The sequence below is a fragment of the Bradyrhizobium sp. 134 genome, from assembly GCF_023074155.1.
Lineage (GTDB): Bacteria > Pseudomonadota > Alphaproteobacteria > Rhizobiales > Xanthobacteraceae > Bradyrhizobium.
The window spans coordinates 452370-476064 of sequence record NZ_JADPKX010000034.1 but is presented as its reverse complement, the minus strand read 5'-3'; the positions used below and the strand labels follow the sequence as shown (position 1 = coordinate 476064).

General features: G+C 65.0%; 20 protein-coding genes. 12 read left to right on the top strand and 8 right to left on the bottom strand.

Translation table 11 applies throughout. The features are described from left to right. Positions 1-31: 31 nt before the first annotated feature. Complete coding sequence (locus IVA75_RS11950) at positions 32-910, top strand: hypothetical protein (RefSeq protein WP_247285115.1); 879 nt, start codon at positions 32-34, stop codon at positions 908-910. Positions 911-999: 89 nt separating this feature from the next. On the opposite strand, the gene fabI is transcribed toward IVA75_RS11950, so the two are convergent. The 3 genes from fabI to fabA all read right to left on the bottom strand — a co-directional run bounded on the left by fabI (position 1000) and on the right by fabA (position 3735). Beyond that, entirely contained in the window at positions 1000-1800 is an 801-nt protein-coding gene (fabI, locus tag IVA75_RS11945; RefSeq protein ID WP_247285114.1) for an enoyl-ACP reductase FabI, read from the bottom strand. Positions 1801-1950: 150 nt separating this feature from the next. Then, positions 1951-3174, bottom strand: a complete 1224-nt coding sequence (gene fabB, locus IVA75_RS11940) for a beta-ketoacyl-ACP synthase I (protein WP_026233025.1) — start codon at positions 3172-3174, stop codon at positions 1951-1953. Between the two features lie 39 nt (positions 3175-3213). After that, positions 3214-3735, bottom strand: coding sequence for a bifunctional 3-hydroxydecanoyl-ACP dehydratase/trans-2-decenoyl-ACP isomerase (gene fabA, locus IVA75_RS11935; protein ID WP_007603915.1), 522 nt, complete (start codon positions 3733-3735; stop codon positions 3214-3216). Positions 3736-4089: 354 nt separating this feature from the next. On the opposite strand from fabA, the gene irrA reads away from it, so the two are divergent. Continuing rightward, positions 4090-4581, top strand: a complete 492-nt coding sequence (irrA, locus tag IVA75_RS11930) for an iron response transcriptional regulator IrrA (RefSeq protein ID WP_007598357.1) — start codon at positions 4090-4092, stop codon at positions 4579-4581. Positions 4582-4724: 143 nt separating this feature from the next. Here the strand turns inward: irrA and IVA75_RS11925 are convergent, their stop codons facing one another. Next, positions 4725-5255: an SH3 domain-containing protein gene (locus IVA75_RS11925; protein ID WP_007603917.1), complete on the bottom strand. Its 531-nt coding sequence runs from the start codon at positions 5253-5255 to the stop codon at positions 4725-4727. A 326-nt stretch (positions 5256-5581) separates the two neighbouring features. Here IVA75_RS11925 and IVA75_RS11920 point away from each other — a divergent pair, with 326 nt between their 5' ends. Continuing rightward, positions 5582-6583, top strand: a complete 1002-nt coding sequence (locus IVA75_RS11920; protein WP_027514698.1) for a D-glycerate dehydrogenase — start codon at positions 5582-5584, stop codon at positions 6581-6583. 140 nt (positions 6584-6723) lie between these two features. Here the strand turns inward: IVA75_RS11920 and IVA75_RS11915 are convergent, their stop codons facing one another. Next, the gene (locus IVA75_RS11915; RefSeq protein ID WP_027566141.1) at positions 6724-7632 is read right to left on the bottom strand and encodes a LysR family transcriptional regulator; all 909 of its coding nucleotides are present in this window, start codon (positions 7630-7632) and stop codon (positions 6724-6726) included. A gap of 115 nt (positions 7633-7747) precedes the next feature. Between IVA75_RS11915 and IVA75_RS11910 the strand changes: the two genes are divergently transcribed. After that, positions 7748-8755, top strand: coding sequence for an aldo/keto reductase (locus IVA75_RS11910; protein WP_247285113.1), 1008 nt, complete (start codon positions 7748-7750; stop codon positions 8753-8755). Positions 8756-8764: 9 nt separating this feature from the next. Here the strand turns inward: IVA75_RS11910 and moeB are convergent, their stop codons facing one another. Further along, entirely contained in the window at positions 8765-9568 is an 804-nt protein-coding gene (gene moeB / locus IVA75_RS11905) for a molybdopterin-synthase adenylyltransferase MoeB (RefSeq protein ID WP_247285112.1), read from the bottom strand. A 234-nt stretch (positions 9569-9802) separates the two neighbouring features. Between moeB and IVA75_RS11900 the strand changes: the two genes are divergently transcribed. Beyond that, on the top strand, positions 9803-11161 hold the full coding sequence (locus IVA75_RS11900) for a serine protease (protein WP_247285111.1): 1359 nt from the start codon (positions 9803-9805) through the stop codon (positions 11159-11161). 67 nt (positions 11162-11228) lie between these two features. On the opposite strand, the gene ggt is transcribed toward IVA75_RS11900, so the two are convergent. Beyond that, the gene (gene ggt / locus IVA75_RS11895) at positions 11229-12908 is read right to left on the bottom strand and encodes a gamma-glutamyltransferase (protein ID WP_247285110.1); all 1680 of its coding nucleotides are present in this window, start codon (positions 12906-12908) and stop codon (positions 11229-11231) included. A 238-nt stretch (positions 12909-13146) separates the two neighbouring features. Here ggt and IVA75_RS11890 point away from each other — a divergent pair, with 238 nt between their 5' ends. Beyond that, the gene (locus IVA75_RS11890; protein ID WP_247285109.1) at positions 13147-13890 is read left to right on the top strand and encodes a ParA family protein; all 744 of its coding nucleotides are present in this window, start codon (positions 13147-13149) and stop codon (positions 13888-13890) included. Between the two features lie 272 nt (positions 13891-14162). Here IVA75_RS11890 and mutM read toward each other — a convergent pair whose 3' ends face one another. Further along, the gene (gene mutM, locus IVA75_RS11885; protein ID WP_247285108.1) at positions 14163-15044 is read right to left on the bottom strand and encodes a bifunctional DNA-formamidopyrimidine glycosylase/DNA-(apurinic or apyrimidinic site) lyase; all 882 of its coding nucleotides are present in this window, start codon (positions 15042-15044) and stop codon (positions 14163-14165) included. An 81-nt stretch (positions 15045-15125) separates the two neighbouring features. Between mutM and ubiE the strand changes: the two genes are divergently transcribed. From ubiE to tsaE, 6 genes are all read left to right on the top strand, one after another. Further along, positions 15126-15887: a bifunctional demethylmenaquinone methyltransferase/2-methoxy-6-polyprenyl-1,4-benzoquinol methylase UbiE gene (gene ubiE / locus IVA75_RS11880; RefSeq protein WP_247285107.1), complete on the top strand. Its 762-nt coding sequence runs from the start codon at positions 15126-15128 to the stop codon at positions 15885-15887. Next, positions 15884-17458, top strand: coding sequence for a 2-polyprenylphenol 6-hydroxylase (gene ubiB, locus IVA75_RS11875; protein WP_247285106.1), 1575 nt, complete (start codon positions 15884-15886; stop codon positions 17456-17458). Before ubiE ends, ubiB begins: the two co-directional genes overlap by 4 nt. Before the next feature lie 56 nt (positions 17459-17514). Continuing rightward, a complete protein-coding gene (gene coaBC, locus IVA75_RS11870) occupies positions 17515-18978 on the top strand; it encodes a bifunctional phosphopantothenoylcysteine decarboxylase/phosphopantothenate--cysteine ligase CoaBC (protein ID WP_247285105.1) in 1464 nt (487 codons plus the stop codon). Then, positions 18975-19433, top strand: coding sequence for a dUTP diphosphatase (gene dut, locus IVA75_RS11865; RefSeq protein WP_247285104.1), 459 nt, complete (start codon positions 18975-18977; stop codon positions 19431-19433). The genes coaBC and dut overlap by 4 nt, the downstream gene beginning before the upstream one ends. Before the next feature lie 190 nt (positions 19434-19623). Next, entirely contained in the window at positions 19624-22128 is a 2505-nt protein-coding gene (locus tag IVA75_RS11860) for a PAS domain-containing sensor histidine kinase (protein WP_247285103.1), read from the top strand. Next, on the top strand, positions 22125-23657 hold the full coding sequence (tsaE, locus tag IVA75_RS11855) for a tRNA (adenosine(37)-N6)-threonylcarbamoyltransferase complex ATPase subunit type 1 TsaE (protein ID WP_247285102.1): 1533 nt from the start codon (positions 22125-22127) through the stop codon (positions 23655-23657). Before IVA75_RS11860 ends, tsaE begins: the two co-directional genes overlap by 4 nt. Positions 23658-23695 lie beyond the last annotated feature (38 nt).

Below are 23695 nucleotides of genomic sequence, written 5' to 3'. Positions count from 1 at the left end.
CGCTTCCTGCGGCTGGGCTGCATTTGTGGTCATGGCTCGGCTGCTCGTGGTGGCGGCCGTCGTGTGGTGCTTTTCGACATCTGCTTGGGCGCAGACTAAATCGGGACCACCAGGGACGGAAACGGCAGGATCAGCCGTCAAGCAAGCCAACGGCAAGACAACCACGCGGACGGCCAAGCCTTCTTCCGTGGTCGGCGGCCCGTGCGACTTCGGGGTCGTCGTCACCACCGGCGATGAGTTCACCGTGCTGACGACCGGCCTGACCGTATTTCAGAACAAGAAGACGGTCGTCCCGATCCCGGGCTGGGGACTCAATGATCTGATCTTCGCGCGGACTCGCGCCGCGATCCCTGCCGGCGTATCCGTTCTGAGAATCCCCTACAACCCGGCGAAATTTCCTCGCCGCGATGAGTCCAAGGACACATTGAAGGACAGGTTGTTCCGCGATCTCAATGCGGAGCTGGCCCAATACATGCGCGAGGTCGTGAAAGGAACGAATTGCCGGCACTACATCCAGATCCTCAATTCAATCAGCCCTTTCGGGTCATCCAACTATACGGTCCGCGGCTTCGGCATCCTCAACCATGATGTGGTGCTCGGGCGTCGCATCTATCTCTACGCCCTGGCGTTTGTCCGCATCTTCGATGGGCGCGACTTTTCTGTTGTCAGACAGAGTTCTGCGCTGATCAACACGCATCATTCCCTTACGGTGCAGAGGCTTCTGGGCGTGCAAATCGGCGGCCCCTATCGCGAACTACCCGCAGAATCGTTTCCGACCCGCCCTGAAGATGCCGCCGACAATCCCGCACTGCGCGACGGCGTGCGCGCCATGCTGACGGAAAGCCTCGACAAGACGCTGCCGCTCTTGCTCGGGTTTCAACGAGCGACACGCAACAGCGACGCGCGCTGATCGACACATTCTTCGCAGCGGGAACGGGTCTCGAATCATTGAGAAATCGTGGGCACGTCGCTTGCGCGCCTTTGCCCACTCTACGAGAGCTAATCCTGCGCCTTCAAATCGTCCGGCCGCGGCATCAGGACGGTGTTGTAGCCGGAATCGACATAGTGGATCTCGCCGGTCACGCCGCCGGAGAGATCCGACAGCAGATACAGCGCCGAGCCGCCGAGCTCATCGAGCGTGACGCCGCGGCGGAGCGGGGAATGTTTTTGCATGAAGGCGAACATCGCGCGCGCCTCGCCAATGCCGGAGCCGGCGAGCGTGCGGATGGGGCCGGCGGAGATCGCGTTGACGCGGATGCCGCGCGGTCCGAAGTCCGAGGCGAGATAGCGCACCGAGGCTTCCAGTGCCGCCTTGGCCACGCCCATCACGTTGTAGTTCGGCATCGCGCGTTCCGAGGCGCCGAAGGTCAGCGTGATCATGCTGCCGCCCTCCGTCATCAGCTCGGCGGCGCGTTTTGCCACTTCCGTGAAGGAGAAGCAGGAGATCACCATGGTGCGCGAAAAATTCTCGCGGCTGGTGTCGGCGTAACGGCCCTTGAGCTCGTTCTTGTCGGCGAAGCCGATCGCGTGGATCACGAAATCCAGCCGGCCCCACTTTTCGCGCAAGGCCGTGAATGTAGCGTCGACGCTCGCGATGTCCTCGACGTCGCAGGGCAGCACCATGTCGACGCCAAGCTGCTCCGCCAGCGGCTTGACGCGCTTGCCCAGGGCCTCGCCCTGGAAGGTGAAGGCAAGCTCGGCGCCATGGGCATGCAGCGTCTTCGCCATGCCCCAGGCGATCGAATGATCATTGGCGATGCCCATGATCAGACCGCGCTTGCCTTTCATCAATTCCTGCATCGTTTCGATCGCTTTCCGCTTTCGTCATGCCCGGGCTTGTCCCGGGCATCCACGCCCTTCGAAGCCGGTGGCCAAGACGTGAGCCAAGACGTGGATGGCCGGGACAAGCCCGGCCATGACGAGAAAATTACCAGCGCGTCCGCAAGGACCTCACGCATCCAGCCGGCTGAACACCAGCGTGGCGTTGGTGCCGCCGAAGCCGAAGGAGTTCGACAGCACGGTGCCGATCTTGACGTTGTCGATGCGCTTGCGCACGATCGGCATGTCGGCGAACACGGGGTCGAGCTCCTGGATGTGGGCGCTCTCGCAGATGAAACCATTGTTCATCATCAGCAGCGAATAGATCGCTTCCTGCACGCCGGTTGCGCCCAGGGAGTGACCGGTCAGCGCCTTGGTCGCCGAGATCGGCGGGCACTTCTCGCCACTTCCGAACACCCTGCGGAGCGCGTCGATCTCCGGCGGATCGCCGGCCGGGGTCGATGTCGCGTGCGGATTGATGTAGTCGACCTTGGTCTTCACGGTCGACATCGCCATGCGCATGCAGCGCTCGGCGCCCTCGCCTGATGGTGCGACCATGTCGTAGCCGTCGGACGTCGCGCCGTAGCCGACGATCTCGCCGTAAATGCGCGCGCCACGTGCCTTGGCATGCTCGAGCTCTTCAAGCACCAGCACGCCGGCGCCGCCGGCAATCACGAAGCCGTCGCGGTTGACGTCGTAGGGACGCGAGGCCGTGGCGGGCGTGTCGTTGTACTTCGAGGACATCGCGCCCATGGCGTCGAACAGCACCGACAGCGACCAGTCCAGCTCCTCGCAGCCGCCGGCGAAGATGACGTCCTGCTTGCCGATCTGGATCGTCTCATAGGCGTTGCCGACGCAATGGTTCGACGTGGCACAGGCCGACGAGATCGAATAGTTCACGCCCTTGATCTTGAACCAGGTCGCAAGCGTCGCGGAGGCCGTGGAGGACATCGCCTTCGGCACTGCAAACGGCCCGACGCGCTTCGGTCCCTTGGTGCGGGTGATGTCGGCGGCCTCGACGATGGTGCGAGCGGACGGGCCGCCTGAGCCCATGATGATGCCGGTGCGAATGTTGGAAATTTCGTCGGGCGACAGACCGGAATCCTGGATCGCCTGTTCCATCGCGACGTGATTCCACGCCGCACCCTGACCGAGGAAACGCATGGCGCGGCGGTCGACCACCGTCGAAGGATCGAGCGTCGGCGCACCCTGCACCTGCGAACGGAAGCCGAGCTCGGCATATTTCTCAGCCCGCGAAATGCCCGACTTCGCCTCGTGAAGGCTCGCAAGCACTTCCTGGGTGTTGTTTCCGATGGAGGAGACAATGCCCATCCCGGTGACCACAACCCGCCTCATGACAGCCTCGCCTCAATCGTTGTCTTCGTGGTGATGCGCTCAGCCCAGGCTCGTGCCCTGCTTGAACAGGCCGACCTTCAAATCCTTCGCGCGATAGATAATCTGGTCATCGACCGAAAGCCATCCGTCGGCGATACCGAGCACCAGCTTTGAACGCATCACGCGCTTGATATCGATGTTGTACACAACCTTGCGGGCCTCCGGCAGCACCTGGCCGCTGAACTTCAGCTCGTTCAGGCCAAGCGCGCGACCGCGACCTTCACCGCCACTCCAGCCCAGATAAAAGCCGACCATTTGCCACAGCGCATCGAGCCCGAGGCAGCCGGGCATCACCGGATCGTTCTTGAAGTGGCAGCCGAAGAACCAGAGGTCGGGCTTCACATCGAGCTCGGCGCGCACTACCCCCTTGCCGAATTCGCCGCCGGTCTCGCTGATGTCCGTAATGCGGTCGAACATGAGCATCGGCGGCAGCGGCAATTGCGCATTGCCAGGGCCGAACATCTCGCCGCGGGCACACGCCAGCAGATCTTCATATTCGTAACCGTTGCGCCTGTTCAGCATGCGGAAGCCTTTGTGTTCTAACCCCGACTGAGCGGCGTTTCCGGCGAAAATGGGCCCCATCCTGTTCGAAAAGCAACATCTGTTGCCATTGTCAGACGAGAATACCGAAGGACCCCGGATGGATAGCGAGCGGCTTCAATGCCGGGTCGCGCCAAAATCGGTTAAGCGGAACCGCGGGCTCTCTAACACAGGCCATTTCGGGTAGCAAAGCGCTCTCATGAAGGTAAAATGACGGGCCGCCACGCCGGTTCCCTGCCTGATTAGAACCACTCTAGTTGCGAGAAACTTGCATCTGCATCTATCTCTCCATATATGTTGGAGAACGACAGTGTTCACGCGTGCCCGAAGCTGGAAATGAACGAAAATAACGCGCCCCATCGCGACGACGAGGCCCATGCGGCGGCTCTTATGTCCGGCCGCCAGCCGGCTTTGACCGGTTGCCCGTGGCACGACGTCAACGAAATGCTCCAGTCCGCGGGGCTTCGCCCGACGCGCCAGCGCATGGCGCTCGGCTGGCTCCTGTTCGGCAAGGGTGCACGTCACCTCACGGCTGAAATGCTCTACGAAGAAGCGACGCTGGCCAAGGTGCCGGTCTCGCTGGCGACCGTCTACAACACGCTGAACCAGCTCACCGACGCCGGTCTGCTGCGTCAGGTCAGCGTCGACGGCACCAAGACCTATTTCGACACCAACGTCACGACCCACCATCACTACTATCTCGAGAACAGCCACGAGCTGGTCGACATCGAGGATCCGCATCTGGCGCTGTCCAAGATGCCGGAGGTGCCCGCGGGTTACGAGATCGCCCGCATCGACATGGTCGTACGGTTGCGCAAGAAGCGCTGAGATCTATCCTGAATTGCTGATTTGATCGTCATGGCCGGGCCTGTCCCGGCCATCCACGTTACTCGGTCAGGCGTCAAAATACGCGGATGCCCGGGACGAGCCCGGGCATGACGGTGGAGCAACAGCTCCGTCCCCGCCCAACGTCAGTTCACCTGCTCGTCCGAATACACGCCCCAGAGGCGTTCCTGCTGGATCCAGCCGTCAAAGCCGTTACCGCTGACGCGGCACCAGTTTGCGCTGCACTTCTTCACCTGGGTGACGACACCGGCCTGGAGCCTGGCCGCAACCGCGCTGTCGGGATCGGCGCGATCGTAGATCGGCGCGAGCTCGTCCTTGTGCTTCATCGTGACGACCGCGGTGCGGCGGCCCGACAGCAGCGAGTGATAGACCCAGCCCTCGGCGCCCTCGGAATCGCGGACCCGGCGCCAGTTCTCGAACTCGGCGGTGATTTCGACCGGCAGGCCGGAGCGGGTGTAGACCCAGGCGACATCATTGTCCTTGGTCGGGCCGGCGCGGACGTTGACGTGATCCGATTTCAGGCTGACGTAGCGCGGCACCGGGAGGCCCGAGGCCGTCTGGGGTGTGCTGTCCTTTGCCGAATGCCCGGGACTGACCGAAGCGCTCAACCAGGTGCAAACGAGCGCCATCACCGAACAAAAACGCCCCAACGCCATCAACCCGTCTCCTGTCGAAGGTCCGGCCGAGCCGGGCCCTCACCCCAAAATTCCAAAACCAGGCCGCTGTCGCCCCTGACCCGCCCCACGCGGGTGTTCCCGAGCCCTTTGCCCGTGGTTCTTGTCTTGGCCCGGCCTTCTGCTAGAGAGGACGGACGTCTGAACAACCGGTTTGTCCCGATTTTCCGGCCGGAAATGTCGGGAGAGCTTGAAGGAAACGCCGGGGACGACACGGCAAAGGCAGTGTCGAACAACCGGGTTAATGAGGCCTCAACGGCCGGCCTTTGGCGACAGAGGCGGCTCGCAACGCCTCATGAGGGCAGGACATGTCGGTGAAGAAAAAGCCCCTCGTCGTCGTGACGCGCAAGCTTCCGGACTCGATCGAGACCCGGATGCGCGAGCTGTTCGACGCGCGGATCAACCTCGACGACGCGCCGATGTCGGCCGAGCAGATCGCGGAAGCCGCCCGTACCGCCGACGTACTGGTTCCGACCGTGACCGATCACATCTCCGCCGATATCGTCAACCAGCCCGACTGCAGGCTGAAACTGATCGCGAATTTCGGCAACGGCGTCGACAACATCGATGTCGAGGCCGCGCATGCCCGCGGCATCACCGTCACCAACACGCCGAAAGTCCTTACAGAAGACACCGCCGACATGACCATGGCACTGATCCTCGCCGTGCCCAGGCGGATGATCGAAGGCGCCTCGATCCTGACGGAAGGAAAACCCTGGCCCGGCTGGTCGCCGACCTGGATGCTTGGCCATCGCATCGGCGGAAAGCGCCTCGGCATCATCGGCATGGGCCGCATCGGCCAAGCGGTCGCACGCCGCGCCCGCGCCTTCGGCTTGCAGATCCACTACCACAACCGCCGGCCGGTGGCGCCGAAGATCGCCGAAGAGCTGGGCGCGACCTATTGGGAAAGCCTCGACCAGATGCTGGCGCGGATGGACATCATCTCCGTGAACTGTCCGCACACGCCGGCGACCTACCATCTGCTGTCGGCGCGCCGGCTGAAGCTGATCCGCAAGGACGCCTACATCGTCAACACCGCGCGCGGCGGGGTCACCGACGAGGACACGCTGATCAAGCTGATCGAAGGCGGCGAGATCGGCGGCGCCGGCCTCGATGTCTATGAGCACGAGCCCGCGGTGAACCCGAAGCTGGTGCGGCTCGCCAAGGCCGGCAAGGTGACGTTGCTGCCGCATATGGGCTCGGCCACGATCGAGGGCCGCGTCGAGATGGGCGAGAAGGTGATCATCAACATCCGCACCTTCCTGGATGCGCACAAGCCGCCGGATCGCGTGCTGCCGAGCATGCTCTGACTTCAACTGACTGCGCTATAAGCTCTCCAGCCTGATCCCGAGGAGACCGCGTAGCGGTCGTCTCGAAGGATGGCCACAGGAGAGATCCGGGCCTTCATGGTTCGAGACGCGCGTTCCGCGCTCCTCACCATGAGAGTCTGCTATCCCCGGGCGTTGCGCTTGCGCCAGTCGGCAACGAAATCGATGAAGGCCCGCAGTGCCGGCGGCGTCTGGCGCCGGCTTGGATAATACAGGAACGGGCCCGGAAACGGCTCGCACCAGTCTTCAAGCAGCCTGACCAGCGCGCCCGACTTCAGGGCTTCGCCGACATATCCATCGAGCGTCGCCCAGACACCGGCGCCGTCGAGCGCAGCGCGCATGGAAAGGCCCATGTTGGTCGAGATCAGCTTTGCTGGCGGATCGACTTTCACCAGCTGTCCGGCCTTCTCGAACTCCAGATCATGCATGACACCGCTGGAGTAGCGGGCGCGGATACAATCGTGGTCGAGCAGATCCTTCGGATGCTCAGGCTTGCCGCGGCGCGCGAGGTAATCGGGCGAAGCGACCACGACATAGCTCTGCGGGCCGCTGAGCGAGATCGCCACCATGTCCTGCGCGAGATGCTCGCCATAGCGCACGCCGGCATCGAAGCCCGCGCTGACGATGTCGACGAACCCGCTCTCGGAGACGACGTCGAGGTCGACCTGGGGATAGGCCTTGAGGAACGGCCCGATCATCGGCGCCAGCACGAGATCGACCGCGGGCGGCGGTGCGTTGATGCGTAGCCGGCCCGAGGCCACCTCGCGCAGGCCGCGGACTTGATCGAGGGCGTCGCCGACATCGCGCAGCGCCGGCGCCACGCGCGACAGTAGCAGCTCGCCCGCCTCGGTCAGGGCGACGCTGCGGGTGGTGCGGTTCATCAGGCGGACGCCGAGGCGCTCTTCGAGGTCCCGCAATCGTTGGCTAAGGCTCGACACCGACACGCGAATTTCGACCGCCGCGCGTCGGAAATTGCGGGTGCGGGCGACCGCCACGAAGACGTCGAGATCACGCAGGTCGGGCTCAGCCATTGTTCGCTAATGTGAACAAGCCATTCTCGATTGTCCAGCTTATCGGCGCAATCGATCAGGTGCATATCAGGCCTCGTCACGCGGCGCAGTCAGCGCCTTTTCGAGGAGAGCCATCATGGAACAGCGCAAACTCGGTTCAACCGGCCCCACCGTCTCCGCTCTCGGTCTCGGCTGCATGGGCATGTCCGAGGTCTACGGCCCCGCCGATCGCGGTGAGAGCATCGCCACGATCCACGCCGCGCTGGATGCCGGCATCACCCTAGTCGACACCGGCGATTTCTACGCCATGGGCCACAATGAAATGCTGGTGCGCGAAGCGCTCAAGGACGTGCCGCGCGACAAGGTGCAGATCAGCGTCAAATTCGGTGCGCTGCGCGGTCCTGCCGGCGAATTCACCGGCATGGACACGAGGCCGGCCGCAACGAGGAACTTCCTGGCCTATTCACTGCAGCGGCTCGGCACCGACTACATCGACATCTACCGTCCGGCGCGGCTCGATCCCAACATTCCGATCGAGGAAACCATCGGCGGCATCGCCGATCTCGTGAAGGCCGGCTACATCAAACATATCGGCCTGTCCGAGGTCGGCTCCGACACCATCCGCCGCGCGCATGCCGTGCACCCGATCGCCGATCTCCAGATCGAATATTCGCTGATCGAGCGCGGCATCGAACGCGACATCCTGAAGACCTGTCGCGAGCTCAGCATCGGCATCACGGCTTACGGCGTGCTGGCGCGCGGCCTGATCAGCGGCCATTGGTCGAAGGACTCCGGCAAGACAGGCAAGGACTACCGGCTGATGACGCCGCGCTTCCAGGGATCGAATCTCGATGCCAATCTGGCGCTGGTGGAGCAGCTGCGCGCCATCTCCGCCGAGATTGGCGCGACGCCGGCACAAGTCGCGATCGCCTGGGTGGCGGCGCAAGGGAAGGAGATCGTACCGCTGGTCGGCGCCCGCACCCGCAACCGCCTCAGCGAGGCACTTGGTGCGGCCAAGGTCACGCTGACGCCGGCTCATCTCGCGCTGTTGGCAAAGGCCTTCCCGCCCGATGTCGCCGCCGGTACGCGTTACGCCGCCGAGCAGATGGCGCATCTCGACAGCGAGAAGCCGGCCACGGCGTAGCGGCTGCGATCAGGTGCGATGGGCGCTGAGATCAGTGATCACAGGTCCATCGCCATTGAGCGGATTGGCTGGATCGCGCGCGTAACGCAGCGTCTCGAAGCGCATCGCGCGCGCATCGATCATCAGGAGGCGGCCAACCAGGCCGTCGCCGAAGCCGACTATCTCGCGGATCGCCTCCAGCGCCATCATCGAGCCCATCACGCCCGCGAGCGCGCCCATGACGCCGGCTTCCGCGCAGGCCGGCACGGTCCCGGGCGGCGGCGCCTCCGGGAACAGGCAGCGATAGGTCGGGTTGAATTCGCCCTGCTCGTTCTTCTCATGCGCGCGGATGGTGGTGAGCGAGCCATCGAAGGTGCCGAGCGCCGCCGTGATCAGCGGCCTTTTGGCGAAGAAGCAGGCGTCCGAGGCCAGATAGCGGGTCGAGAAATTGTCGGAGCCGTCGAGCACCAGGTCATAGTCGCCGATCAGCGCCAGCGCATTGTCGGCATTGAGCCAGTTGGCGTGACCGACGAAGCGGACATGCGGATTGAGCGCCGAGATCCGTTCGGCCGCGCTCTCGACCTTGTGCCGGCCGATATCGGGCGTGGTGTGAATGACCTGGCGCTGAAGGTTCGACAGCGACACCACATCGTCATCGACCACGCCGAGCGTACCGACGCCGGCGGCCGCAAGGTACATCAAGGCGGGCGCACCGAGCCCGCCGGCGCCGATCACCAGCACGGAGGCTCGCTTCAGCGCTGCCTGGCCGGGACCACCGACATCGCGCAGCACGATATGGCGGGCATAACGTTCGAGTTCGTCCGGGCTCAGCATCGTTATCCTTTGTTCTCTCAACCCTCATGGTGAGGAGCGCGGAACGCGCGTCTCGAACCATGCAGGCCCCATATCGCCCGGAGCCATCCTTCGAGACGCGGCCTTGAGGCCGCTCCTCAGGATGAGGGCCTGAGTCCGTGGCCTCTATCGCCCGGCTGAACCACCCCGAGATTGTTCGCGACCAACGAGATGTGCTTCAATGGCATTGCGTTCAATGGGCTGGCTGGATTTGTCATGAGATCGATGCTTGCGGCAACACTGATGTTTGCGGCTGCGACAGGCGCACACGCCCAGATGACGACACCGCAGATCCCCGGCACCAAGCCGAAGCCGGTCCAGACCGTTCCGATCCGGCCTCCTGCTTTGCAGACGCCGGCTGCGACGGCCGATGCCATGGCGCAGGCGGAGCGGCTATCGCTGCAGTCCGACCTTGCCTGGGTCGGCCAATATAACGGCGCCATCACCGGCGACGTCAGCGCGCGCCTGGTCGAGGCGATCAAGGAGTATCAGAAGGCCAAGGGCGGCAAGCCGACCGGCGTGCTCAATCCGCAGGAACGCGCCGCGCTCGCCGAGACCGCGCGCCGCAAACAGGAGAGCGTCGGCTGGAGGATTGTGACGGAGATGACCAGCGGCGCGCGGCTTGGTATTCCCTCAAAACTGGTGCCGCAGCAGGCGACCGACGCCAACGGCTCGAAATGGACCTCTCCCACCGGAACGGTGCAGGTGCTGCTCAGCCGCCGCAAGGAGGCGAACCCGACCACAGCCAAGCTTGCCGAAGCGGAAAAGAAGGAGCCGGGTCGCAAGGTCGACTACACCGTGGTGAAGCCCGACTTCTTCGTGCTGTCGGGTCTGCAGGGTCTGAAGAAATTTTACATGCGCGGCACCTCCAGGGGTGATGAAGTTCGCATCATGACGATCCTCTACGACCAGGCGACCGAGAACACCGTCGAGCCGGTCGTGATCGCGATGTCGAGCGCGTTCACTGCATTCCCGTCGGGGCCACAGGCCGGGCCGCCGCCACGCAAGACGGTCGAATATGGCACCGGGCTCGTCGTCAGCGACGATGGCGCGATCGTCACCGACCGCCTCGTCACCGATTCCTGTCTCGCGATCACGGTCGCCGGCTATGGCAGCGCCGACCGTCTCGCCGAAGACCGGGAACACGACCTCGCGCTGCTCCACATCTACGGCGCCCGCGGCCTGAAGCCGTTCAGCCTCGGCAGTGGCGCGGCGAAGACGAGCGTCGATATCATCGGTATCGCGGATCCGCAGAGCCAGGGCGGCGCGGTCGGTGTGTCGAGCCTCAAGGCCGCGCTGGCATCCGTCGGTGGCAGTGATTCAGCGCTGTCACCACCGCCCGCGGTCGGATTTTCCGGCAGCGCCGCCATCGACGGCGACGGCAAGTTCGCCGGCATCGCATTGTTGAAGCCGGCGATGGTTGCGGGCGCCGCGACGTCGGTACCGGCGTCGCAGGCGGTGATGGTCTCCGCGGAGACGGTGCGCGATTTCCTGAAGACAAACGGTGTCACCGCGAACGGCACCTCGACGGATGCGAAAGCCGCCGTCGTGCGCGTGATCTGCGTGCGGAAGTAAGCTCGCCGAAGGCGCGCAACCTCTCCACGAGCGGAAGAGCTGACCGAGCTCGCGACCCAGCGCGCCATTAGCTCAGCCTGAACCTGATCCCGGCCTTTGCGAGACCGCCGGAGATCCCGACCGGCGTGCCGTCCGCACGCCAGCAAGCGGCGCCACTCATGGTGCCGCCGTCGTGGAAGGCGATACCGTTCATGCCGCCGGCGACTGTCGCGACAGGCTGCACCTTGTGACCGAGGCTCTCGAGCTTCGCGCGCACGCTCTCCGGTACGTTCTGTTCGACTTCGAGCGCATTGCCCTCCGTCCAGACCCGCGGCGCCTCGACCGCTTCCTGCAAGCTCATGCCGTGGTCGATCAGATTGACCAGCGCCTGCATTGCGCTCGGGAAGATGCGCTTGCCGCCGGGCAGGCCCAGCGCATAGCGCAGCTTTCCGTCACGGAGCGCCATCATCGGCGACATCGAGGTCGTCACCCGCTTGCCCGGCGCCAGCGACAGGGCGTGGCCTGGACGCGGATCAAACAGGTTCATGTAGTTGTTGGCGATGGCGCCGAGGCCCGGGATCATGATCTTGGCGCCGAACAGATTGTTGATGGTCTGCGTGGTCGCAACCACGTTGCCGAACGCATCAGCCGCCGTCATGTGCGTGGTGTGAGCGCCTTCAAGCTGCGACACGCCGGCGCCCCAGCTCTGCGCCCGTGCCGGATCGATCGCAGCGCGGCGCTCCTCGGCATAGGCCTTCGAAGTCAGCCGCTCCACGGGGACGCCGACATAATCAGGATCGCCGCTGGCAGCGGCGCGATCGGCGAATGCGATCTTCAGGACCTCCGCGAGATAGTGGATCGTTTCCGGTGTGCCGAAGCCGAGGCTGCCGATGTCGTAACCCTCCAGGATGTTCAGCATCTGCGCGATATGCACGCCCGAGGCCGCGGGCGGCGGCGGGCCAAAGATGGTCCAGCCTCGGTAATCGGCGCGGATCGGCTGCCGTTCGACGGTCTTGTAGCTGGTGAGGTCGTTGCGCCGGATGAAGCCGCCGGCCTTTTCCATGTAATCGACCAGGATGTCGCCAAGCGGCCCCTCATAGAGCGCCTTTTCACCGTGGTCGGCGATATGCCGCAACGTCTCGGCATATTCGGCCTGTACCACGCGCTCGCCGACCTTCAACGGCTCTCCATCAGGCAAGTAAATCGCCGCGATCGGCTTGTCCTTGCGCATTTCGGCGGCGCTCTCGCTGATGCATTCGTGCAGATAGGGTGTCGCCGCATAGCCGCGCGCGGCGTGCTTGATCGCGGGCTGCATGACATCGGCGAGGCTCATGGTGCCGAAGCGGCGCAGCGTCTCGCACCAGGCTTTCAGCGAACCCGGTGTGGCGACCGCCTTTGGGCCGTTGAGATTCTCATTGCCGACGGTGTCGAACACGTCATGCGCGGAGCCCGGCGTCGGGGTGTAGCTGGTGTCAAGCACCGCCGCGGGCACGGTGCTCTGCCCGTCGATGAAACGGTGGCTGCCGTCGGCGAGCCGGATGTGCGCCATGCCACCGCCGATGATGCCCACCATCATCGGCTCGACCACGGTCAGCGTGAACAGGGTCGCTATCGCGGCGTCGACGGCGTTGCCGCCGGCGGCCAGCATCTCCGCGCCGGCGCTCGAGGCCAGTGGATGGTTGCTGACCACCATGCCGCGGCTCGATACCGCAGGCATCTTATGGCATTCGAAGTTCGTCGCCGTCCGGTCGCGCCAGTTTCCGCCCATGCCTCTTGTCCTTCTTACTCACGGTATCAAGCACAGCACACGTACGAGTACGGGTCCAGTAATGGTACGGATTCGCTGGCATTCCCGCTTCCGCCATCATCGTCCCTGCTGATTCGGACCTCCGCGATCCCCTTTGGATCGGGCCGGCACGTCCTGAGCGAGAAGAGCTCAGCATCGAGATCGATGCACGTTCGCGTGGCGTTTCCCTGGCCCAAGCACTCCAAAGGATTGATCTTCAATGCACACGATCGCACTGGCCACCCAAAAGGGTGGCAGCGGCAAGAGCACGCTCGCCATCGGCCTCGCGCTGGCAGCCAAGCAGGCCGGCTTCACCGTTCGCCTGATCGAAACCGACCCGCAGGGCACACTGTCCAACTGGCAGCGCCGCCGCACCACCGATGATCTCGTCGTCGAGCCGATCTATCACGCCGCCGACATCGAGCCGCGCCTGAGGATGCTGGCCGACAGCGGCCTCCAGATCGCGATCGTCGATACCGCCGCCGGCCTCAGCGCCGCGACCACCGCCGCGATCCGCCATTCCGACCTCTGCCTGATCCCGGCCCGCCCGAGCGTCGCCGACATCGAAGCCACCGTCTCCACGCTCAGCGTCGCGCGCGCCTGGAAGCGCCCCTACAGTTTCGTGCTGAACCAAACGCCGATCCGCGGCCAGCGTATCGATAATGCCGCCAACACCCTCGCCGAGGAAGCCGCGCTCGATCTGGCCGAGGTGCTCGCGCGTCCCCTGATCGTGATGCGCAACGACCACCAGGACTCGCTCGCAAGCGGCCTCGCGGTGAACGAATTCGCCCCGAACGGCAAGTCGACCGAGGAGATCCGCGGCCTCTGGCATTGGATCGAGACCCGGCTCGAGCTCGCCGCCACCACCAATGTCTTGATCGACCAGGCCATCGCGGCCGCGGACGGAATGTTGCACGTCGCCGCCGAGCTTGCAGCCGACGAGACCACGATACTGGCGTCCTGAGCGGGGCAATCGCTCAGACGGCAGCCGGCCCTTCACCATCCGGAAGGGGCCTTAGCGACGAAGCAATCCGGCCACCAGCCCGGCCGGATTGCTTCGCTTCGCGTTTTGGGAAACTCTATCGCCGCCATCATTGCGAGGAGCCCTTGCGACGAAGCAATCCAGGCTGTTTCGTCGGCAAGATTCTGGATTGCTTCGCTGCGCTCGCAATGACGGTCGTGGTGGGCTCGTCACTCTCGCAGAAGCTTACGGCCTCTCGGTTACGAGCCTGATTTTCACTTCTGACATTTCGGACACCAGAAGGTCGACCGGCCGTTCTGCGTAAAACGCTTCACGGTGCCGCCGCATCGCGGCGTCGTGCATTTCTCGCCCTCGCGGTCATAGACCTTGAACGAGTGCTGGAAATAGCCGAGCTCGCCCGAGGTCTGGCGATGATCGCGCAAGCTGGAGCCGCCGGCCTTGATGGCGTCGTTCAGCACGGTATGGATCGCGCCGACCAGTCGCTTCGCATGGTCGGTGGTCTCGCCCTTCTTGGTCGACAGCGTCGCGGCGATCCGGCGCGGCGACAGATGCGAGCGATGCAGGGCTTCGCAGACATAGATATTGCCGAGCCCGGCGACCACGCGCTGATCGAGCAGCGCGGCTTTCAGGCTCGTGGTCTTGCCAGCGCAGGACCGCGCCAGCATCGCTGCGTCGAATTCGTTGCCGAGCGGCTCGGGGCCGAGCCCGCGCAACAGCGGCTCGTCGTCGAGGGCACTGCGCGCGATCACTTTCATGTAACCGAAGCGGCGCGGATCGTTGAAGATGATGTCGGCCCCGGAGGACATCCGAAACAGCACGTGATCGTGCGTGGAGTCCTTCGCTCGCGGATAGTGAAACTTGCCGGGCGCTACCTCGTTGTCCGGCTTGATGACGCGAAACGAGCCCGACATGCCCAGATGCATCAACAGCACGTCGCCGGAGGCGAGATCGGCCAGGAGATATTTTGCACGGCGGCCGAGCCCCGTGACGACCTGCCCCTTCAGTCGGGCCACGAAGTCGGGCTGGAAGGGAAAGCGCAAATCGGGCCTGCGGGCCTCCGCGACCAGGATTTTCGCACCCTCCATGACAGGCTGAAGGCCGCGGCGGACGGTCTCGACTTCGGGCAATTCGGGCATGGTCAGGCATTCACCTTATGAGGGCGGTGTGATAGCGCCATTGCGGCGGGCGCGCTATGGTCCGCCTCGTGGAGTAGAGTAATGGATCGGCCGGGCGAAACCACGCATTTTGGCTTCAGGGACGTTCCCCTGGGCGACAAGCAGACGCTGGTGAACGATGTGTTTCACAGCGTGGCGTCGCGCTATGATTTGATGAACGATTTGATGTCCGGTGGCCTGCACCGGGTCTGGAAGGACATCATGATCACCGCGCTCGACCCGCCCAGAGGCGACCGGCCGTTCGCGCTGCTCGACGTTGCCGGCGGCACCGGCGACATCTCGTTCCGCGCCGCCAAGGCCGCAGGCGCGGGCTTCCATGCCACCGTCTGCGACATCAATTCCGGGATGCTGGAGGTCGGCCGCGAGCGCGCCGCAAAGCGGCATCTCGAGACCCAGGTCGATTTTGTCGAGGGCAATGCCGAAGCGCTCGCTTTCGCCGACCGCAGCTTCGACGCATATACGATCGCTTTCGGCATTCGCAACGTGCCGCGGATCGACCTTGCGCTGGCCGAAGCCTATCGCGTGCTCAAGCCAGGCAGCCGCTTCCTCTGTCTGGAATTCTCCACCGTCGAGATGCCCGGGCTCGATCGCCTTTATGACCTGTTCTCGTTCAAGGTGATCCCGCCGCTCGGCCGCATGATCACGGGTGACGCCGAGTCCTACCAATATCTGGTCGAGTCGATCCGCAAGTTTCCAAGACCCAACGCCTTCGCCGACATGATCCTCAACGCCGGCTTCGCCCGGGTGAACTGGCAGATGTTGTCCGGCGGCATCGTCGCACTGCATTCGGGCTGGCGTTTGTGATCTCTGCCATAACCCATAGTGCGCGCCTGATGCGCGCCGCGTTCGTATTCGCGCGCGAGGGCGTGTTCGGCGCCGTCGATCCGAGTCTGGTACCGCCGCACGGACAGCTCGCGCTGAAACTTGCGCGCATCATCGAGCGGCGCGGTCCGAAGCAGGGCCCGCGGCTGTCGCGCGCGCTGACCCGGATGGGCCCGGCCTATCTCAAGCTCGGACAATTTCTGGCGACCCGTCCCGACGTCGTCGGCGTCATCATGGCGCGCGACCTCGAAAGCCTTCAGGACCGCTTGCCGCCGTTCTCGCAAGCCGAAGCGGAGGCTGCGATCGCGACTTCGCTGGAACGGCCGCTGACCGATGTGTTCGTGAGCCTCAGTGCGCCGGTCGCAGCGGCCTCGATCGCGCAGGTGCATCGCGGCGAAGTCCTGCGCGACGGCGTCCGCAAGGCGGTCGCCGTGAAAGTGCTGCGCCCCAACGTGGCCGCTCGCTTCCGCCGCGACCTCTCCGACTTCTTCTTCGTCGCATACAAGGCCGAATCCTATTCGTCCGAGGCGCGGCGCCTGCGCCTGATCGAAGTCATCAACACCATGTCGCGCTCGGTCGCGATGGAGATGGACCTGCGCCTCGAGGCCGCGGCGCTGTCGGAGATGGCGGAGAACACGCGCGACGATCCTGATTTCCGGGTGCCGGCCGTGGACTGGGACCGTACCACGCACAACGTGCTGACGATGGAGTGGATCGACGGCATCGCGCTGAACGATCACAAGCGCCTGGCCGAGTCGCAGGTCGACCTGCCCGATCTCGGCCGCAAGGTGATTCAGAGCTTCCTGCGCCACGCGTTGCGCGACGGCTTCTTCCACGCCGACATGCACCCAGGCAATCTGTTCCTGGATGACGCGGGCCGCCTCGTCGCGGTTGATTTCGGCATCATGGGCCGGCTCGGCATGAAGGAGCGGCGCTTCCTCGCCGAAATCCTGCTCGGCTTCATCACCCGCGACTATCGTCGTGTCGCGGAAGTGCATTTCGAGGCAGGCTATGTGCCCGCGCATCACTCGGTCGAGAACTTCGCGCAAGCGATCCGCGCCATCGGCGAGCCCATACACAACCGCACGGCGGAAGAGATCTCGATGGCGCGGCTGCTGACGCTGCTGCTTGAGGTCACCGGCCTGTTCGACATGACCACGCGGCCCGAGCTGATCCTGCTCCAGAAGACCATGGTGGTGGTCGAGGGCGTGGCACGCGGCTTCGATCCCAAGCTCGACATCTGGAAGGTCGCCGACCCCGTGGTGCGGGAATGGATCGAGCGCAATCTCGGTCCGATCGGCCGGGTCCAGGGCGCGATCTCCGGCACCGGCGATCTCGCCCGCATCCTGATGCGTCTGCCTGATATCGCCGCGCGCTCGGTTGCGGTGCTCGAACAGCTGGAGACCATGACACGGGAGGGCATCCGGCTGTCGCCGGAGAGCATCGCGGCGATGGGCCGCATCGAGGGCCGCAAGAACCGTTGGCGCACCGTGGCGCTCTGGATCATCGCCGCGACCTTCATCGGCATCCTGATCGCCGTCCGGAATCTTTGATTGCAGTGCAATCATGCGAATGATAGCATCGCTATCATTTCGCGCCGGAGAGTGCCATGGCAAGTCTGACCATCCGCAAGCTCGACGAGAACGTCAAAACCTTCCTCCGCCTGCGCTCGGCCAAGAACCGCAGGTCGGTCGAGGAAGAGGTCCGGGTCATCCTTGGGGAGCTGATCGAGGGCCGCGAGGAGCCCCTGACGCCGTTCACGGCGCCGCCCGCGGCCTCGGCCACGCCGCTGCCCCAACGCACCGGCGCCGCTCCAGAAGCCAGCGTCACCCTGATCATCGGCGGCGGGATCGCGGCCTACAAATCGCTCGACCTGATCCGAAGGCTCAAGGAGCGGCGGATCGAGGTACGTTGCGTGCTGACCAAGGCGGCGCAGCAATTCATCACGCCGCTGGCCGTGAGCGCGCTCTCGCATGAGCGCGTCTACACCGACCTGTTCGATCCCCAGAGCGAGTTCGACGCTGGTCATATCCGCCTCGCGCGCGAGTGCGACCTGATCGTGGTGGCGCCCGCGACCGCGGATTTGATGGCCAAGATCGCCAACGGTCATGCCGACGATCTCGCCAGCGCCATCCTGCTCGCGACCAACCGCAAGGTCCTGCTCGCGCCTGCGATGAACCCGCTGATGTGGAACAACGCGGCGACGCGGCGCAACGTCGCGCAGCTTCAACGCGACGGCGTGATGCTGATCGGGCCGAATTCCGGCGAGATGGCGGAAGCAGGTGAAGCCGGTATTGGCCGCATGTCCGAGGCGATCGAAATTGCGGCCGCCGCCGAGCGCCTGCTGCGGCCGCCAGTGCCGCGCCCCCTCGCCGGCAAGCGCGTGCTGATCACGGCTGGTCCGACCCACGAGCCGATCGATCCGGTGCGCTACATCGCCAACCGGTCCTCCGGCAAACAGGGCTTTGCGATCGCTGCCGCCGCACAAGCCGCAGGCGCCGAGGTGATCCTGGTCAGCGGCCCGGTCGAGCTTAGCGATCCCCAGGGCGTGACGGTCAGGCATGTGGAATCGGCACGGCAGATGCTGGAGCAGGTGCAGGCCGCGCTTCCCGCTGACATTGCGATCTTCGCCGCCGCCGTCGCCGACTGGCGGGTCGTCAACGAAGGCGAGCAGAAGCTGAAGAAGACCTCGGCCGGCATGCCGCCGCTCCAGCTGGTCGAGAATCCCGACATCCTGGCGACGATCTCGAAACTGACCGACAAGCGGCCGCCGCTGGTGATCGGCTTTGCCGCCGAGACCGAGCACCTCATCGACAACGCCAAGTCGAAGCTTGCCCGCAAGGGCTGCGACTGGATTGTCGCCAACGACGTCTCCCCCGCAACCGGCGTGATGGGCGGGGACCGCAACACCGTGCACCTCATCGGTCGCAGGAACAGTGAGAAGAACGATGAGAAGGATGGCGAGATTGCAGTTGATTCCTGGCCGGTGATGACCAAGGAACAGGTCGCCATTGAACTGGTCGCGCATATCGCAAAAAGCGTGACCGGCAAATCCCGGGAGCCCGCATCTTGAGCACCAAAGTCACCGTCGAACTGCAACGCCTGCCCCATGCGGAGGGGCTGCCGCTGCCGGCCTATCAGACCAATGATGCCGCCGGTCTCGACCTGATGGCGGCGGTAGCCGAGAACGAGCCCCTGACGCTCGCGCCCGGCCAATACACGCTGGTGCCGACGGGACTCGCGATCGCGTTGCCGCCCGGGTACGAGGCGCAGGTGCGGCCGCGTTCGGGCCTTGCCGCCAAGCACGGCGTCACCGTGCTGAACTCGCCGGGAACGATCGACGCGGACTATCGCGGCGAGATCAAGGTGATCCTGATCAATCAGGGCCAGACCGCCTTCGTGGTCAAGCGCGGCGAGCGCATCGCGCAGATGGTGATCGCGCCAATGGTGCAGGCTACGCTCATTCCCGTGGCGACATTGTCGGCGACCGACCGCGGCGGCGGCGGATTCGGCTCGACCGGCCGCTAGGCGCGGCACATCCGGCCGAATCACCCCGAGGAACTACGTGAATTGGAACACCGCGCCCCGCATTTTTTTGGGACCGCCTTTGCGTTCACGATCTGGACTCTTACCGGTGGAGTCACGGTGAGGGTATTGTCGTTTGATTCGCGCGCGACGGGGGTCGCCGCGCGCAAATTCGTGCGATCTTGGGGCAACTATGTCAGGCGTGATCGTGTCGATGCGTCGGACGCTGCTGTCGTGCACATCGCTCGTGCGCAACGGCTTGTTGGGAAGCGCTCTCGCAGCGCTGCTGCCGGCTGCGCCGGCTGAGGCCGCCGACCTCGTCGACACACTCTCAACGCTGCTGGATTTCAACCGGCAGGAGCTCGCGGTGCTGGCTACCGCGCTGGCCTTGCTCGGCTTCTCGGTGGTGGCCGCGATCCTCCTGATGCGCACGCGCGTTCGCACGGCGAAGAACGAGGCGCGGCTGCGCGCACGGATCGGGGAACTCCAGCTCCAGGCCGACCGATTCGGCGCACTGCTGTTTGCCGAGCCGCAGATCCTGATCTCCTGGCCGGCCGGCGACAATCGCGCGCAGATCTCCGGTGACACCTCCATGGTGCTGCCGCGCGACTCCTCTCCACAGCGCGTGCTGGCGTTTGGAACCTGGTTGCCGCCGGAACCGGCGCTCCGGATGGACCACGCCGTCGACGCGCTGCGCGACCGCGGCGACGGGTTCCAGCTGACGCTCACCACCGCGCATGGCCACACGCTGGAGGCCATCGGCCGCGCCATCGGCGGCCAGGCCATCGTCAGGATTCGCGAACTCTCAGGGCTCCGCCGCGATCTGGCCGAGACCAATCTGCGTTACAAGGCCCTCTCCGACGAGACGGAGATGCTGCGCGGCTTCGCGACCGCCGCACCCTGGCCGATCTGGGCCAAGGGCGAGAACGGCGCGCTGGCTTACGCCAACCCCGCCTATGTCCGTGCGACCGAGGCGGCCAGCATCACCGACGCCCAGGAGCGCAAGCTCGAGCTGCTCGACAGCGCCGACCGGAGCGCGATGGAGCGGGGGCTGAAGGAAGCGGCCAATTTCACCTCGCGCCTGCCGATCGTGATCGGCGGCGAGCGGCGCATCTATGACGTGCGCGCCGTCAATGTCGGCGGCGGCAATGTCGGCGTTGCCATCGATGCCAGCGAGGCGGATGCGTTGAGCTCGGCGCTGGTGCGGATGGCGGAAGCGCATCGCCGCACGCTCGACCAGCTCTCCTCCGGCGTTGCCGTGTTCGACGGCCAGCGCCGGCTCGCCTTCTACAATGATTCCTACCGCCAGCTGTGGGACCTCGACCGTACCTTTCTCGACGCCAACCCCGATGATTCCAGCGTGCTCGACAAGCTCCGCTCCGCGCGCAAATTGCCGGAACAGCCGGACTTTCGCGCCTGGAAGGCGAAGCTGCACGAGGCCTATCGCGCGGTCGAGGCTGCCAAGGACACCTGGTACCTGCCCGACGGCCGCGCGCTCTCCGTCGTCACCACGCCGAACCCCGAAGGCGGCGTCACCTATCTGTTCGACGACGTCACCGAGAGCCTGGAGCTCGCCCGCCGTTTCGACGGCATGATCCGGGTCCAGCGCGAGACGCTGGACAGCCTCGCCGAGGGCGTCGCGGTGTTCGGCAGCAACGGCAAGGCGCAGCTGTTCAACCCGGCTTTCGTCCGGATGTGGAAGCTGTCCGTTGACGCCATGCGCGACGAGCCGCACATCCAGACGGTCGAGGGCTGGTGCCATCAGCTGTTCGACGACGCGATCGTCTGGCGACAGATCCGCGAGGCCGTCACCTCGATCGAAAGCCGCGCCGACATTCCGCTGAAGCTGGAGCGCAAGGACGGCAGCGTGCTCGACGGCATGATCCGGCCCCTGCACGACGGCGCCACGATGCTGACGTTCCAGGACATCACCGACACCGAGAATGTCGAGCGCGCGCTGCGCGAGCGCAACGAGGCGCTCGAGGCCGCCGACCAGATGAAGGTGGATTTCGTCCACCACGTCTCCTACGAGCTGCGTTCGCCGCTCACCACCATCATCGGCTTCGCGCATTTCCTCAGCGATCCCTCGACCGGGCCGCTGACGCCGAAACAGGCCGAATATCTCGACTACGTCACCAAATCGACCAATGCGCTGCTGGCGCTGACCAACAACATCCTGGATCTCGCCACCATCGACGCCGGTGCCATGAAGCTGGAACTCGGCCCGGTCGACGTCAGCAAGACCATCGAGCTCGCCGCCGAAGGTCTCCAGGACCGGCTCGCCACCGACCGCATCCGCCTCAAGGTCGAGATCGCGCCCGATGTCGGCAGCTTCACCGGCGACGAGAAGCGCGTGGTGCAGGTGCTCTATAACCTCCTCGCCAACGCCGTCGGGTTTTCTCCACCGGATTCCACCGTCGGCATCAGCGCCCGCCGCACCGAACGCAGTGTGGTCTTCACTGTGACAGATTCCGGGCCTGGAATACCTGCCGACATGAAGGACAAGGTGTTCAACTGGTTCGAAAGCCGCTCGCAAGGCTCGCGTCACCGCGGCGCCGGGCTCGGCCTGTCGCTGGTGCGCTCCTTCGTCGAGCTGCATGGCGGCAATATCCGGGTCGATTCGATCGTGGGCAGGGGCACGGTCGTGATCTGTGACTTCCCGACCGACCAGGCGGCGCATCGCGACGCCGCCGAATGACTGCGCCAACCACATTCTCCGTCGCGCTCCACAACGAGACGGCCACCGCGCAACTGATGGCCGACCTCGCGCTGCTGGTCGGCCCCGGCGATGTCATCACGCTCACCGGCGATCTCGGGGCCGGCAAGACCGCGGCGGCGCGTGCCATGATCCGCTACCTCGCCGGCGACGATGCACTGGAAGTGCCGAGCCCGACCTTCACGCTGGTGCAGGGCTACGAGCTGCCGCCATTCCCGGTGATGCATGCCGACCTCTACCGCGTCGAGGACGAGAGCGAGCTCGAAGAGATAGGGCTGGCGCCGCTGCCGGAAGCAACCCTCGTCCTGATCGAATGGCCGGAGCGCGCACCGTCGGCGATGCCTCAAGACCGCATCGACATCGCGCTGACGCACCGGCCGGCATTGGGCTCGAATGCACGCGCCGCCGACGTCACCGGCCATGGCAAGGCTGCCGCCACCGTCGCGCGGCTGCAGGCGCTGCGCGAATTCCTCGATGCATCCGGCTACATGGAGGCAACGCGCAAGCGCATGGCGGGCGACGCCTCGACCCGCTCCTATGCGCGGCTGCTCCGCGACGACGAAATCGTCATCCTCATGAATTCTCCGCAGCGCCCGGATGGGGCTGCCATGTACAACGGAAAATCCTACAGCGCCGCGGTGCATCTCGCCGAAAACATCAAACCCTTCGTCGCCATCGACGAGGGCTTGCGCGCGCAGGGATTCTCCGCGCCCGCGATCCATCATTCCGACCTCGACCATGGATTCCTGATCAGCGAGGACTTCGGCAGCGAAGGCGTGATCGAGGGCGATCCGCCGCGCCCGATCTTCGAACGCTACGAAGCCGCGGCCGATTTACTGGCCGTGCTGCACGGCAAAACGCTGCCGGAAACGCTGCCGCTCGGCGGGCAGACCTACGCCATTCCCGTCTTCGATACCGAAGCGCTGCTGATCGAAATCGGCTTGATGCCGGAATGGTACCTGCCCGATCGCAATGCGCCGCTCGACGACGAGAAGCGCGCCGCATTTTTCGCGATGTGGCGCGAGCTGCTGAAGAAACCGCAGGCCTCGCCGAAGACCTGGATCATCCGCGACTATCACTCGCCGAACCTGATCTGGCTCGGGAATCGCACCGGCATCGAACGCGTCGGCGTGATCGATTTCCAGGACACCGTGCTGGGGCCGCAATCCTACGACGTGGTGTCGCTGCTCCAGGACGCCCGCATCGACGTGCCCGAGGCGATCGAACTGACGCTGCTGTCGCGCTACATCAAGGCACGCCGCGCGAGCGACGCGAGCTTCGGCGCGGCCGGCTTCGCCGAGCTCTACGCCATCATGTCGGCGCAGCGGAACACGCGTCTGCTCGGCACCTTCGCCCGCCTCAACCGCCGCGACGGCAAACCGCATTATCTGCGTCACCAGCCGCGGATCTGGACCTATCTCCAGCGCTCCCTGGCGCATCCCGCGCTCGCCCCTCTGCGCGACTGGTATGTCGCCAACGTCCCGCCGCCCCAAGGTCCGGCCCAAGACTGAAAGGCCAGTAGGGGCTGAAACGACTGATTCGGGGCCCG